The organism is Paradesulfitobacterium aromaticivorans, assembly GCF_054657415.1.
The window spans coordinates 47480-60740 of the sequence record NZ_BAAHYT010000004.1 but is presented as its reverse complement, the minus strand read 5'-3'; the positions used below and the strand labels follow the sequence as shown (position 1 = coordinate 60740).

Here is a 13261-nt window from a genome sequence, read left to right as displayed (position 1 = left end):
AACGATAACAAAAAATGTACGATTAATGCCCTCGGCGGTGCCGGGGGCATTAATCATTCCTTCTTCAATTCTGTTAACCTCAGCTTGCGCTGGGGGGATAAGTGCAACTAAACAAGTGCGTTCATTCCACTGGAATTAACGGGGCGCAAGCCAAGCATTCCTGTAGAAAAATAATGAACACATACCCTCATAAACACATCTTCTTTTGCCACGAAGGAAAATAGCCACGATTGGAGAATATACAGGGTAAGAATAAATCAGTTTTAGGTCAGGAAAGTGCGGATTTCCTTGAACGGTTAGGAAAAGTGAGGGGGAAAGCTGATGGAGTATGTCGTGGAGATGCTTAACATTCGTAAAGAGTTTCCAGGCGTAGTCGCCAACGACGATATCACCTTAGAATTAAAACAAGGGGAAATTCATGCCTTGCTGGGTGAAAACGGTGCCGGAAAATCCACGCTCATGGGGATCCTTTTTGGGCTGTATCAGGCGGAGAGCGGATCGATTCGCATCAAAGGACATGAGGTTCACATTGCTAATCCAAATATTGCCAATGACCTTGGCATCGGCATGGTTCATCAGCATTTTAAGCTGGTCCATAATTTTACGATCACGGAGAATATTATTCTGGGAATAGAGCCTAAAAAAGGTTTGAGGATTGATCTGAAATCTTCAGCCGAGCGCATTCAGTCATTGTCTGAACGATACGGACTGAATGTGGATCCGTATGAAAAAATTGAAAATGTTTCGGTGGGAATGCAACAGCGTGTTGAAATTATTAAAATGCTGTATCGTGACGCCGAGGTCTTGATTTTTGATGAACCCACTGCGGTACTAACTCCCCAAGAGATCCTTGAGTTGATGAAGATTATGAAAAACCTGGTAGCAGAAGGTAAGTCGATCATCCTCATCACGCATAAATTAAAGGAAATTAAAGCGGTAGCCGATCGTTGTACCGTGATACGGAGAGGAAAGCTTGTAGGCACGGTTGAGGTTGCGGCAACCAGTGAGGCTCAAATGGCCGAAATGATGGTCGGTCGTCAGGTATCCTTCAAAGTGGACAAGTCAGAAAGCAACCCCGGTGATATTATTCTTCAGGTGGAGAACCTCTCAGTCCTGAATAATCGCAAGGTTTTAGGATTAAAGGATTTCTCACTCAATGTGCGCGCTGGCGAGATCGTGGGCGTTGCCGGGGTAGACGGGAATGGTCAAACGGAGCTGGTAGAGGCCATCACGGGGCTGCGACGGATTGAGTCCGGAAAGGTACTGTTAAAAAAACAGGATATTACCTATTTGTCGATTCGCAAGCGCATTGAGGCAGGGATAGCCCATATTCCGGAGGATCGTCAAATGAGAGGGTTGGTTTTGGATTATACCATCGAAGAAAATATGGTATTAGAAGTTTATGATCGTGTCCCGTTTTCGAAAAAGGGATTGCTGGATCGGGAGGTCATTCGGGATTATACGGATAAGATCATGGATCATTTTGATGTACGAGCCGGGGAAGGGGCGGAATCGTTTGCCCGCTCGCTGTCAGGAGGGAATCAGCAGAAAGCGATTGTCGGCCGTGAGATTGAATTGAATCCGGATCTTTTAATCGCAGTTCAACCGACACGAGGCCTTGATGTGGGTTCAATCGAATATATGCATAAACGATTAGTGGAACAACGGGATAGCGGTAGAGCCGTTTTGCTGGTTTCTTTGGAGCTGGACGAAATTCTCAATGTTTCCGACCGGATTGCCATTGTCAGCAATGGAGAATTAATTGGGATGGTTAACGCTGCTGAGACCAATGAAAATGAGGTAGGACTGATGATGGCCGGAGTCAGAAAGGGTGAAAATAATTGAAGCTTCAATTCAGGAAAGGCTCCTTAAAAAGTGCAGTCGTTGCTGTTTTGGCGATTGTTTCAGGACTATTGGCAGGTGCGATTTTAATCGCAGTGACGGGCAGTGATCCGTTTGCCGGGTATGCCTATCTGTTCAAAGGTGGATTGATGAGCATAGAACGCCTGGGGGATACATTGGCCACTTCCACTCCTCTGATCTTATCCGGTTTATCAGTGGCTTTTGCCTTCAAGACGGGTCTTTTCAATATTGGTGCTTCAGGGCAGATGTTGATGGGTGGGTTTTGCGCGACGGCTGTTGGTTTGACCCTTTCGTTACCGTCCGTAATCCTCCTGCCGCTTGCGATTATGGCCTCAGTATTGGGTGGAGCGATTTGGGCGCTGATTCCGGGGATTTTAAAAGCTCGGTTTAATGTCCACGAAGTGGTTTCCACGATTATGATGAATTGGATTAGTTATTGGGTTGTCTATTATGCTGTGCCCGCTTATTTCAAAGGCCAATTCCTGGAAACGGAGTCCCGGACAATTCCGGATGCGGCATCTCTGAAAGTGAATTGGCTGTCTCAGCTTTTTAACGGTTCGTTTATTAATTTGGGATTGTTTTTGGCGATGGCGGCGGTTATCATTATTGCTTTTATTTTGAATAGGACAGTGATGGGCTATGAATTGAAGGCTGTTGGCTATAATCGGTTTGCCGCAGAGTATGCCGGAATCAATGTGAACCGGAATATCATTCTTTCCATGATGATTGCCGGGGCCCTGGCCGGGTTGGGAGGGGCAACTCTGTACATTGGAAATGCCAGCAACATCCAAATAGGGGTTCTGCCAACACAGGGATTCGATGGGATTGCGGTGGCCTTGCTGGGAGCGAATTCTCCTCTGGGTTCCATGTTGGCAGCCTTGTTTTTCGGACTTCTCTATTCCGGGAAGGGATTTATGAATGCCATGATCCAAATCCCCCCTGAAATTGCGGATACCATTATCGCAACCATCATTTACTTTGCGGCAACCAGTGTTTTAATTGAGAGGCTCGTCAACCTGTTAAGATTCAGAAAGAGAGGGCAATAACAATGTGGACGATCTTGGTACAAATCTTTCCGTATGCGATTGCCTTTACGATTCCGTTACTGATTACCGCACTGGGAGGACTTTTTTCAGAACGTAGTGGGGTGGTAAACATCGGACTCGAAGGTCTGATGGTCGTGGGCTCTTTTGGCGGAGCACTCGCCATAGCTAAGTTACAGCCCGCATTTCCGAATGGCGCGGTCTGGATCGGGATCATGGTTGCAATGCTTACGGGGGCAGTATTCTCTCTTTTACATGCCTTTGCCAGCATTAATTTAAGTGCCAATCAGGTAATTAGTGGCACGGCGATCAATATGCTTGCCGGTGCGCTGACCGTATTTTTAGCCAGGAACATCACGGGGAGCGGGAATATCCGCATTGCTAGCGGTCTGCCGCGCATGGATATACCTGTTTTGTCCTCTGTACCGATTGTGGGCAAGCTTTTCTTTACCCAGACCTATCCCTCAACCTGGCTAGTGCTCATTATATTGGCTCTAAGTTGGTATGGGCTTTATCAAACGGCTTTTGGGCTCAGGCTTCGAGCATGCGGGGAACATCCGCATGCCGCTGATTCGGCAGGCGTTAATGTTTTCTGGGTGCGCTACATTGCCGTGATGATATCAGGAGCCTTTGCCGGATTAGGAGGGGTCATCATCCTGATAACCTATTCCGGGGAGTTTACGGGAAGTGTATCGGGACTCGGGTTTCTTGCTTTGGCATCCCTGATTTTTGGACAATGGAAGCCCTTGGGGATCTTGGGAGCAACCTTTTTCTTTGGCTTTGCCAGCACCATAGCCAATGTGTCTCAGGTTATGCCTGCCCTTGCATCCATACCCAGTGTCATTCTGAAGGTGTTTCCCTATGTTGTCACACTAATAGCCTTGATTATTTTTTCAAAGTCCTCCCAAGCACCAAGGGCTGCCGGTGAACCGTTTGAGCATGGAAAACGCTAACGTGATTTCTTCTAATTGACTTGTGCGTGTTCAAATGATAACATAGATTTGCTGGTAAAGTTTAACTGCGTATCAAACCTTATCGTCCAAGGGACATTCTCTCTGTTGTCACATTAATTTTTCTAAAATAACAATTAAGGGGGTCTGTTGATGTTTAAGAAAGTTACGGCTATTCTACTTACAACACTGATGACAGTGACGCTGCTAGCGGGTTGCGGAGGCACGCCGAACGCTGGAAGTCCAAGCAGCGCGGGTAGTGGAGGGGCTGCTGCCGCTGCATTTAAGGTCGGAATGGTTACTGACTCCGGAACAATTGACGATAAATCGTTCAATCAGGGCACGTGGGAAGGAGTTCAGAAGGCTGGAAAAGATTTAAGCCTGGAGACCAAATACTTAAAGCCAACGGGAACAACGGAAGCAGATTATCTTAAAGAAATTGGAAATCTGCATGATGCAGGTTATAAATTTATTGTGACTCCTGGGTTCAAATTCTCCACGGCCATTTTTCAAGCGCAAGACAAATATCAAGACAGCAAGTTTGTAATCATTGATGCAAGTCCTGCAGACAAAGATGGGAAGGAAAGTATTAAACCGAACACGGTTGCGATTTTCTTTGCTGAACATGAATCCGGGTTCCTAGCCGGTGTGGCGACCGCCCTTCAACTTAAAGAAGGGGATGTCGGGTTTATTGGAGGCATGGAAATCCCACCGGTACAACGGTACAACTGGGGCTTCCAACAAGGGATTAAATACGCCAATGACAATTTCAGTACTAAAATCAATATTAAACCCGAAAATGTTGTGTACCAGGGAACCTTTACGGAGATCGCGGCCGGACAACAATTAGCTGCCCATATGTATGACGGTGGTGTCAAAGCAATATTCGCCGCCGCCGGCAGCGTTGGTCTAGGAGCCATCAATGAGGCGAAAGCCCGGGCGAAAGCCGGCAAACAAGCGTGGGTCATTGGTGTTGATGTCGATCAGTACAGCGAAGGTATTTATGATGGAACGAAATCGATCATTTTGACTTCCGCCATGAAGAAAATTGATACTGCTGCTTATGATATGGTGAAAGCAGAAAAAGACGGCAAGTTCCAAGGCGGGAAAGCCATGACCTTTGACTCCAAAAACAACGGCATCGGTATTCCTGACAAGAACCCCAATTTAAGCACCGATGTCACCACCAAAGTCGCTGATGTATTCAAGAAGATTCAAGCGGGTGAGATCAAAGTTTCAGGCGAAAAGGGAAATTTGATTAAGTAAGCGAATCAAATGCGATCCGATATCATTTGCACAAAAGGAGACGGTTTTCCGTCTCCTTTTGTTATGGCAAAAAGCGAGATTGTGTCATCAGCCCCAAATATTCGAATGTTAATCCAACTGTTATAGCCACGGGGTTCTTTTTCCTTTGTATTAAGCCTTGTCTATGATATAGTTAATAATTGAGTATGTACGTTTAAATTCGGACATCCGTACATGCATACTTAACGAGGTGTTAAGGAAATTCCGGTTAAGGGAAAGGAGTATCCTCCTGTGCCACGGATTATCATTTTGGATGGAAACAGCTTGGCTAATCGTGCCTTTTACGCCTTGCCGATGCTTACAGCTGCAGACGGACGGCCTACTAATGTCTTGCACGGGTTTATGACGATGCTGCTCAGACTCTTGCAAGAGCAAAACCCAGACTATTGGCTTGTAACTTTTGATAAAAGTAAGGCAACAGTGCGTATTGAACAATATGCCGAATATAAAGCTCAGCGCAAAGAGACTCCGGACGGTCTGCGTCCGCAGTTTGACTATCTTAAGGATGTTTTAGCCGCTTTTGCGGTTCCGATGTTAGAATTGGCCGGGTATGAAGCAGATGACCTAATTGCTTCAGTTGCCAGAAAGGCTGAGGCCCGGGGCTGGGAGGTCCTGATTTACACGGGAGACAGAGACGCCCTGCAGCTGGTTTCCCCCAAGATTAATGTTTTCCTCACGAAAAAAGGGATTAGTGAGGTCGAGTGTTATGATGAACATCACCTTTGGGAACGTTACCAGCTTCGTCCCGCCCAGATCATCGACCTTAAAGGTCTGATGGGAGACAGTTCCGATAACATTCCTGGAGTTCCGGGGGTAGGGGAGAAGACTGCTCTTAAGCTTCTCTGGGAATATGGCAGTGTGGAAGATGTTCTGGCAAATAAAGATAAAGTATCAGGCAAAAAAGTGCAGGGGGCTTTGGAACAATATGCCGAACAGGCACTATTAAGCAAGCGTCTGGCCACGATGATGACGGAGGTGCCCTTGGAGTTTGCCTTGGAAGACTTCGTTTACCGGCGGCCGGATGAGCAGGAGGCACTGGCTGTCTTAAATAAGTACAGCTTGCGTAACATTGCCCGCCTTTGGCAAGAGAAACATGGGTCCGGCACCCTCTTTGACTTCGATGGGAACTCGCCGGGGGACGAGGTGCAAGCACAGGAGCAAGCACAGGTACAACCTCCAGAACCTGCTCGCGGGCAGGCAGTTGTTACCCCTTGGCCTAAGAAAAATTTGACCGAGCAAGACTGGAGGGGGCTGTTTGAACGCTGGCAGCGGGAAGAAACTCCCTTGACCTTGGCGGTGCGCCTTGAGGGAGGAAATACCCTTACTTACAAATGGCAGGAGTGGGCAATAGCAGTCGGAACTGCAGAACCCGGAGCAGCAGGAGCAGCAGAGTCAGGGGTAACAGAGTCAAGTTCAGCAGAGTTAGATTCAACAGTGTTTGCTTTCACCCGGGAACAGGCTTCCCCGGAGCTAGTCAGTGCGTGGTTTGAGCTTTTAGCCAATCCCAAGGTTCCAAAGACGGTAGCGGACAGCAAATCGTTAAGAGCTGCCATAGCTGCCGAAAGGGCCGCTTGGGCCGAAAGCGCGATTCTTAAAGGACTAAAGCTCGATCTCAGTCTTGCGGCCTACCTCATCAATCCGGCCCGTACCAAATTTGAGCCTGTGGAATTAGTACGCGCCTATTTCCCGGGGCAAGAGCCTTTTGCGGATCTCTACGAAGAAGCGCAGGCACTGGCTGTCGTCGGACCTAAATACTTGTCTGATTTAGAAAAGCTCGGGCTAACCACTCTTTTGAGTGAGCTTGAACAGCCGCTCAGTGCTGTGCTGGTAGAGATGGAACGGCACGGGATCGCGGTTGATACTAAAACATTACGGGAGTATGGAGAAGAACTAAAAAATGCGCTTACTGTGCTGGAACAGGAGATTTACGAACTTGCATCCGGGCAGTTTAACATTAACTCCACCCAGCAGCTTGGGCACATTCTCTTTGAAAAACTGGGTCTTCCTCCGGTGAAAAAAACGAAAACCGGCTTCTCTACCGCTGCGGAGACCCTGGAAGAACTGCGCCCGGCCCACCCGATTATTGAGAAAATCCTGGATTACCGCCAGCTCAGCAAGCTCATGTCCACCTATGTCAACGGCTTGCTCGCTCAAGTGCAAGAGGGAAGGATTCATACCACTTTCCAACAGACAGTGACCGCGACCGGCCGCCTTTCGAGCACGGAGCCAAACCTACAGAACATTCCAATTAGGCTGGAATACGGACGTCAATTGCGCAAAGTATTTAAGCCTACTGAAGAGGACTGGCTCATGCTGTCAGCCGATTATTCCCAGATTGAACTGCGCATCTTAGCGCATTACTCCAACGACCCATTGCTCTGCGAGTCCTTTGCTCTTGGTCAGGATGTGCATACGCGCACGGCCGCGGAGGTTTTCGGAGTTCCTCTGGCAGAGGTGACCTCTGACCTTAGACGCAAAGCGAAAGCCGTCAATTTTGGCTTAGTCTATGGTCTCACAGATTTTGGCTTAGCACGTGATCTAGGGATTCCACGCAAAGAAGCGAAATATTATATTGACCAGTATTTTGCCCGCTATCACGGCGTTAAACTCTATTTAGAGGAAGTGGTCAAGCGGGCCAAAGAACAAGGACAAGTCCGCACGCTTCTCAACCGTTTGCGCCTGATTCCGGAAATTCACCACCCAAACCGGGTTCAGCGACAGTTTGGGGAACGTATTGCCATGAACAGCCCGGTGCAGGGCACTGCCGCCGACATCATGAAGCTGGCAATGCTGGGTGTGGCCGCAGGCCTTAAGGGTTTGCGTTCAAAAATGTTGCTCCAGGTGCATGACGAATTATTACTGCAAGTGGCGCCCGAGGAATTAGAGCAAGTTGCTGCCTTGGTTAAAGAGAAGATGGAGCAAGCTTATCCTTTATCTGTCCCGCTTACGGTAGAATGCAAAACAGGTCCGAATTGGTACGAGATGAAAAGGAGCTAAGACCATGCCTGAACTGCCGGAAGTTGAGACGATACGCCGTACTTTAGCAGGACACATTACCGGATTAGAAATAAAAGAAGTAACCCTTTTCTGGCCTCAGGCTGTGCGCGGCTCGGAAAATAGTTCCTTTGCTGAAATTGTTGCCGGGAGCCGGATTCAAAGCCTGGACCGGCGCGGAAAATATTTGCTTATCAACCTCAATAACGGCTACACTTTAGTAGCACATATGCGCATGACCGGTCGGCTGCTCTATTATCCGCAAGTGCAGGAAGTGGCACGTCACACGCATGTGGTTATTAAGCTCACTCACGGGGAGCTTCACTTTAATGATACGCGTAAATTCGGGCGCATCCAGGCTATGCTGACCGCGGAATGCTTCAGCACTTCATCTTTAAGCATTCTGGGGCCGGAACCTCTGAGTGAGGAAGTGACGCCTGTACGCCTAGGAGAACGTCTGGCCCGTAAGAAAAAGAACCTCAAGGCTGCTCTGCTCGATCAGACCGTCGTGGCAGGGTTAGGCAACATTTATGTTGACGAAGCGCTGTTCCGTGCACGTATAAGTCCTGAACGGTCTGCGTCTGCCCTGACTGAGGAAGAACTCATCGCTCTCCATCAAGCGATGAGGGAAGTGTTGGAGGCAGGAATTGAAGCAAACGGCACCTCTTTTCGCGATTACCGGGATGCGAACGGCGAGCAGGGCTCTTTTCAGAAGCTCTTACAAGCATATGGTCGTGGGGGAGAACCGTGTGTTAACTGCGGCCAGCTCCTTAAGAAAAAGCAGGTCGCCGGGCGCACCACCGTTTGTTGCGAGATGTGCCAGCAATAGAAGGATGAACGATGAGCATATTATCTTGTTATAATTGCAGCGTAGATATTGCAGGGGAATCCCTGTTTCAGAATATTACCTTTGCTATCGAGAAAGATGAGAAAGTAGGTTTAATCGGGCCCAATGGGGCCGGCAAAACCACCTTACTTAAAGCTTGTCTCGGGGAATTGCCCCTTGAATCCGGACAGATCGTTCTGTCCGGGCAAGTAGGGTACCTCGCACAGGCTCCGGAACTCTCAGATGAAGGCACAGTGTTCGAGAGCATGCTACACGAGCGCTCCGACCTTTTGCACAAGCGCAAGGAACTGCACTTGCTCGAACAGAAAATAGCCGCCACTGCGGAAAATAAAGTATTGGAACAATATGCATTGCTTACTGAGCAGTATGAGCGGGACGGCGGGTATTCGTTGGAAGCTCGGGTACGCAAGATTGTGGCTGGCCTTGGGCTTGAAGGGGAAACAGAAACTTCTGTCAGTCTCTTGAGCGGGGGCCAAAAGACCCGCCTGGCCCTGGCCAGGCTCCTCCTGCGTGCGCCCTCTTTGCTTATTCTTGACGAGCCAACGAACCATTTGGATCTTGAAGCCCTTGAATGGCTGGAAAGTTTCTTGAAGGGTTATCCTGGTGCAGTTTTGGTGGTTTCCCATGACCGCTACTTTCTTGATCGTCTGGTTTCCAAGATCCTCTGCCTGGAAAATGGCAGCCTGCTAATCTATAACGGGAATTTTTCAGATTATGAATTACAACGGGCTGTAGCGGACAAAACCCAAGCCAGAGAAGCCGAGCGTCTAGGGAAAAAGATTGCCCGCCTCGAAGAGTATATCAGGAGAAACAAGGCGGGGGTCAATGCGCGGCAAGCCCGTGGACGGGAGATTATGCTACAGAGACTAAAACCGGTAGCAGGATTCGCCCCCGGGAACGATATAAAAATCGCTCTTGCGCTCTCTGAGCGCAGCGGGGACAGAGTGATCGACGCCGAAGGAATTGAGGTTACTTTTAGCGGACGTACAGTTTTTCGCCATGTCAACCTTCATCTAAGGCGCGGGGAGCGGGTCGCTCTGCTAGGGAAAAACGGAGTTGGCAAGACTACTTTGCTTAAAGTAATCGCCGAACAGCAAGCACATGAAGGAACAATGCGCTTGGGGGCGAACGTGAAAATTTCCTACTACGCCCAAGAACATGAGAGCTTAAACCTAGCCCTGACCATAATTGACGAGCTTCGCACTACATCTTCCTTGAAAGATCCCGAGATTAGATCCCTGTTAGCGCGCTATGGTTTTCGCGGAGAAGAAGTGTTCAAACGGGTGGGAGTCCTGAGTGGTGGAGAAAAAAGCCGGCTTGCTCTGTGCAAACTTTTCCTCGCTCAAGGGAATTTGCTTCTGCTCGATGAGCCCACTAACCATCTGGATGCTCAAGTAAGAGAAGTCCTGGAAGAGACTTTGCTGGAATACGAGGGCACAGTTTTAGTAGTGTCACATGACCGTTATTTTTTAAATAAGATTGCGACCAAAATAGCCTATCTTGAACCGGAGGGGCTCACCCTATATGATGGAGACTATGCGAACTTTCGTGAAAGCCGCCAGGCTCAAACTCAGAATACTGAGGATATACCACAGTTGAGTAAATCTCAGGAAGAGCGCCTTGAGCAAAAAGCCGCTAAACGCAGGCAAAAGTCTATGCAGCAACTGGAAGAGGAGATAGAACTCCTAGAAAACCGACTGCGCGAGCTGGAACAGGAGCTGGAGCAGGCCGCAGCTGATTACGAGCAAGTACTAACACTCCATGAGGAGTATGAAGATACCAAAGAACGCCTGGATCAGGCCATGACAGCCTGGCTTGAAGTGTGTAACTGATTTCACCATTTCTTCCTTCCACCCATATATTATCCTGAAATCGCAGGGTGGAGGGATACATAATGGGAACAGCGGTTCTAATGGCAATCGCTTTAAGCTTGGATGGTTTTGGGGTGGGGTTGGCTTATGGCCTGCGCCGCATTCGGATTCCGCTCGCTTCTATGGGGGTAATTGCCTTATGCACGGTCGCAGCCATGGGTATTTCAATGTTATTCGGAAACTGGGTCGTTCGGTGGCTTGATTTATTTCCGGCTCGCTATCTCGGAGCAGGAATCCTGCTTGGATTAGGAGTCTTTCAGTTAGTTAAGGTGATCCGTCAAGACCGGCAGCAGCCGGAGACCGTACCGGCAGTAGCGCATGTTTACGAGCATGAGGACTCAGAACCGATTTTTCAGCTCGAGTTTTTAGGGTTAGTGATTCAGGTCTTGCGCACTCCGGATTTGGCAGATATGGACGGTTCCGGCGGGATCAGCCTGCGCGAAAGCATTCTCCTCGGTACCGCTCTGGCGGTGGACGCCTTTGCTTCCGGAATTGGGGCGGCCTTGGCCGGAATGACTTTTTCTCTCATTGCCATTGTGGCTTTAACTCAAATGGGGATGCTGAGGCTGGGCCAGCAGCTCGCCGGCAAAATTCCGGAAACCTTTATTAGCAAGGCAGAACTTCTACCGGGAGCAGTGCTGATTCTTGTGGGAATCGGGAAACTGTTTTGATGATCCGCATGAATTAAACGGGGAGGGGAAAAATTGTACACAGTTGGCCTTACGGGAGGAATAGGCAGCGGGAAATCCAGCGTTGCCCGCTGGCTTCAAGAACACGGGGTTCCGGTGCTTGATGCGGATAAGATGGTGCACGAACTTTTGGCAGGAGATCAGGAAACGATTTCTCTGCTTGTCCAAGAATTCGGTCGCGATATTTTCGGTGCCGACGGCGCAGTGGACCGCAGGGCATTGGGTAGAATTGTTTTTGGAGATGAGGCTCAGCGCAGGCGGCTTGAAAAAATACTGCATCCCCAAGTCTTAGTCAAAATGGAGAGAGAAAGGGAAATCTTGCAGGAACAAGGGGTAAGATTATGCGTCTGGGATATTCCCCTTTTATTTGAGGCAGGAATGGACAAGTTCGTTGATGAGGTCTGGGTCGTGTGGGTTCCGCTTGCGGTCCAGGTAGAGCGCGTATTACACAGAGACAAACTGAGCCGGGAGGAAGTTCTCGCTCGCATCCAAGCGCAGATGCTGCTCGACGACAAAGCCACTAAGGCCCAGAAAGTCATAGACAACTCGAAAACCTGGGAAAACACGGAAAACCAGCTGAAAATTCTGAGGGCAAGGCTGGTATGAAAAGAAGAAGCATTTTTTTGCTTACTATAAAAAGAATATTCGTTCTTACCCTGGCAGCCGTTCTTCTTGCCTGGGCCACGGGACAGATCGATGCGATTCAAAAAATGCTTTACCCTTATCCATACCGCGCCACAGTTGAAAAATTTTCTGCGCAATATGGGGTCGACCCACTGTTGGTTGCAGCGGTAATACGGGAGGAAAGCAGGTTCCTGCCCAAGTCCGAATCGCATAAAGGGGCAAAGGGTTTAATGCAATTGATGCCCGCCACTTCGCGCTGGATTGCGCAAAGCCTTGGAGACAAGAACTACAGTGATGAGGGTATGGTTGTCCCCGAAAAGAATATCCAGTACGGAACGTGGTATCTAGCCAATTTGCAGAAAGAGTTCAATAACGATTTGACGTTGTCATTGGCAGCCTATAACGGCGGCAGTGGGCATGTGAAAGAGTGGATTGAGTTAAAGCAGCTTGATCCTGAGAACATTCGTCAGGAAGACATACCTTTCCAAGAGACACGCGAGTATGTTGGACGGGTCTTGAAAAGTTACGCCAGATACATTAAGCTTTACTCAGGGAAGTGAGGAATAGTTATGAAACATGTTGACCCAACGGAAACAAAACAGATTTTAACCCGGCTTAAGACCGTACGGGGGCATGTGGCCGCGGTTGAGCGTATGATGGAGGAGGATAAGTCCTGCGAGGAGATCCTGTTGCAACTTGTCGCGATTCGCTCTGCTATTCATAAGGTGTCTGTGGTTGTAGCGCAGCGCTATGCCAATACCTGCATGATCGATGCCCTTGAAAAAGGTGAAGACAGAAAAGAGGTGTTAAATAAAGCGATTGAAACCTTGATGAAACTGAATCAGTAATTAACCCTTAATTATAAAAACCGCCGCTTTGTTAGTTGGCGGTTTTAACTATTTTAAGAGTTTAATCTATCAGAGGCTTATCTCCGTTTTTTCTAACCTAATGCGTTGAATTTCTGGGGTTAAGTTGTCGAAAATAGTTAGATTATACGAAAATGAACAGAGGTATAGATGCTATCTATAGGCAAAAACTTATTGACCTTGCTATAGTTTAGTTGTATGCTTAAAGC

General features: G+C 48.5%; 11 protein-coding genes. All 11 read left to right on the top strand.

The features are described 5' to 3' along the window. Positions 1-321 precede the first annotated feature (321 nt). The 11 genes from ACYQ2N_RS00895 to ACYQ2N_RS00845 all read left to right on the top strand — a co-directional run bounded on the left by ACYQ2N_RS00895 (position 322) and on the right by ACYQ2N_RS00845 (position 13034). Positions 322-1845 carry an ABC transporter ATP-binding protein gene (locus ACYQ2N_RS00895; RefSeq protein WP_459996910.1) on the top strand — a complete coding sequence of 508 codons (1524 nt, stop codon included), beginning with the start codon at positions 322-324 and terminating at the stop codon, positions 1843-1845. Then, positions 1842-2909: an ABC transporter permease gene (locus ACYQ2N_RS00890; RefSeq protein ID WP_459996908.1), complete on the top strand. Its 1068-nt coding sequence runs from the start codon at positions 1842-1844 to the stop codon at positions 2907-2909. The genes ACYQ2N_RS00895 and ACYQ2N_RS00890 overlap by 4 nt, the downstream gene beginning before the upstream one ends. A 2-nt stretch (positions 2910-2911) precedes the next feature. Then, complete coding sequence (locus ACYQ2N_RS00885) at positions 2912-3859, top strand: ABC transporter permease (protein ID WP_459996906.1); 948 nt, start codon at positions 2912-2914, stop codon at positions 3857-3859. Positions 3860-4009: 150 nt separating this feature from the next. Further along, the gene (locus ACYQ2N_RS00880; protein WP_459996904.1) at positions 4010-5122 is read left to right on the top strand and encodes a BMP family lipoprotein; all 1113 of its coding nucleotides are present in this window, start codon (positions 4010-4012) and stop codon (positions 5120-5122) included. 270 nt (positions 5123-5392) lie between these two features. Next, entirely contained in the window at positions 5393-8158 is a 2766-nt protein-coding gene (gene polA / locus ACYQ2N_RS00875; RefSeq protein WP_459996902.1) for a DNA polymerase I, read from the top strand. Positions 8159-8162: 4 nt separating this feature from the next. Next, entirely contained in the window at positions 8163-8984 is an 822-nt protein-coding gene (gene mutM, locus ACYQ2N_RS00870; protein WP_459996900.1) for a bifunctional DNA-formamidopyrimidine glycosylase/DNA-(apurinic or apyrimidinic site) lyase, read from the top strand. A gap of 11 nt (positions 8985-8995) precedes the next feature. Continuing rightward, positions 8996-10834: an ABC-F family ATP-binding cassette domain-containing protein gene (locus tag ACYQ2N_RS00865; protein WP_459996897.1), complete on the top strand. Its 1839-nt coding sequence runs from the start codon at positions 8996-8998 to the stop codon at positions 10832-10834. Positions 10835-10896: 62 nt separating this feature from the next. Then, positions 10897-11544: a sporulation membrane protein YtaF gene (ytaF, locus tag ACYQ2N_RS00860; RefSeq protein WP_459996895.1), complete on the top strand. Its 648-nt coding sequence runs from the start codon at positions 10897-10899 to the stop codon at positions 11542-11544. Between the two features lie 33 nt (positions 11545-11577). Further along, positions 11578-12168: a dephospho-CoA kinase gene (coaE, locus tag ACYQ2N_RS00855; protein ID WP_459996893.1), complete on the top strand. Its 591-nt coding sequence runs from the start codon at positions 11578-11580 to the stop codon at positions 12166-12168. After that, positions 12165-12746, top strand: a complete 582-nt coding sequence (locus ACYQ2N_RS00850; RefSeq protein ID WP_459996891.1) for a lytic transglycosylase domain-containing protein — start codon at positions 12165-12167, stop codon at positions 12744-12746. The genes coaE and ACYQ2N_RS00850 overlap by 4 nt, the downstream gene beginning before the upstream one ends. Before the next feature lie 9 nt (positions 12747-12755). Continuing rightward, a complete protein-coding gene (locus ACYQ2N_RS00845; RefSeq protein WP_459996889.1) occupies positions 12756-13034 on the top strand; it encodes a metal-sensitive transcriptional regulator in 279 nt (92 codons plus the stop codon). The last annotated feature ends 227 nt before the right edge of the window (positions 13035-13261 follow it).

Coding starts and splice junctions, on each gene's coding strand:
- ACYQ2N_RS00895 (WP_459996910.1), top strand. CDS start 322: ATGGAGTATGTCGTGGAGATGCTTAACATTCGTAAAGAGTTTCCAGGC.
- ACYQ2N_RS00885 (WP_459996906.1), top strand. CDS start 2,912: ATGTGGACGATCTTGGTACAAATCTTTCCGTATGCGATTGCCTTTACG.
- ACYQ2N_RS00880 (WP_459996904.1), top strand. CDS start 4,010: ATGTTTAAGAAAGTTACGGCTATTCTACTTACAACACTGATGACAGTG.
- mutM (WP_459996900.1), top strand. CDS start 8,163: ATGCCTGAACTGCCGGAAGTTGAGACGATACGCCGTACTTTAGCAGGA.
- ACYQ2N_RS00865 (WP_459996897.1), top strand. CDS start 8,996: ATGAGCATATTATCTTGTTATAATTGCAGCGTAGATATTGCAGGGGAA.
- ytaF (WP_459996895.1), top strand. CDS start 10,897: ATGGGAACAGCGGTTCTAATGGCAATCGCTTTAAGCTTGGATGGTTTT.
- ACYQ2N_RS00850 (WP_459996891.1), top strand. CDS start 12,165: ATGAAAAGAAGAAGCATTTTTTTGCTTACTATAAAAAGAATATTCGTT.
- ACYQ2N_RS00845 (WP_459996889.1), top strand. CDS start 12,756: ATGAAACATGTTGACCCAACGGAAACAAAACAGATTTTAACCCGGCTT.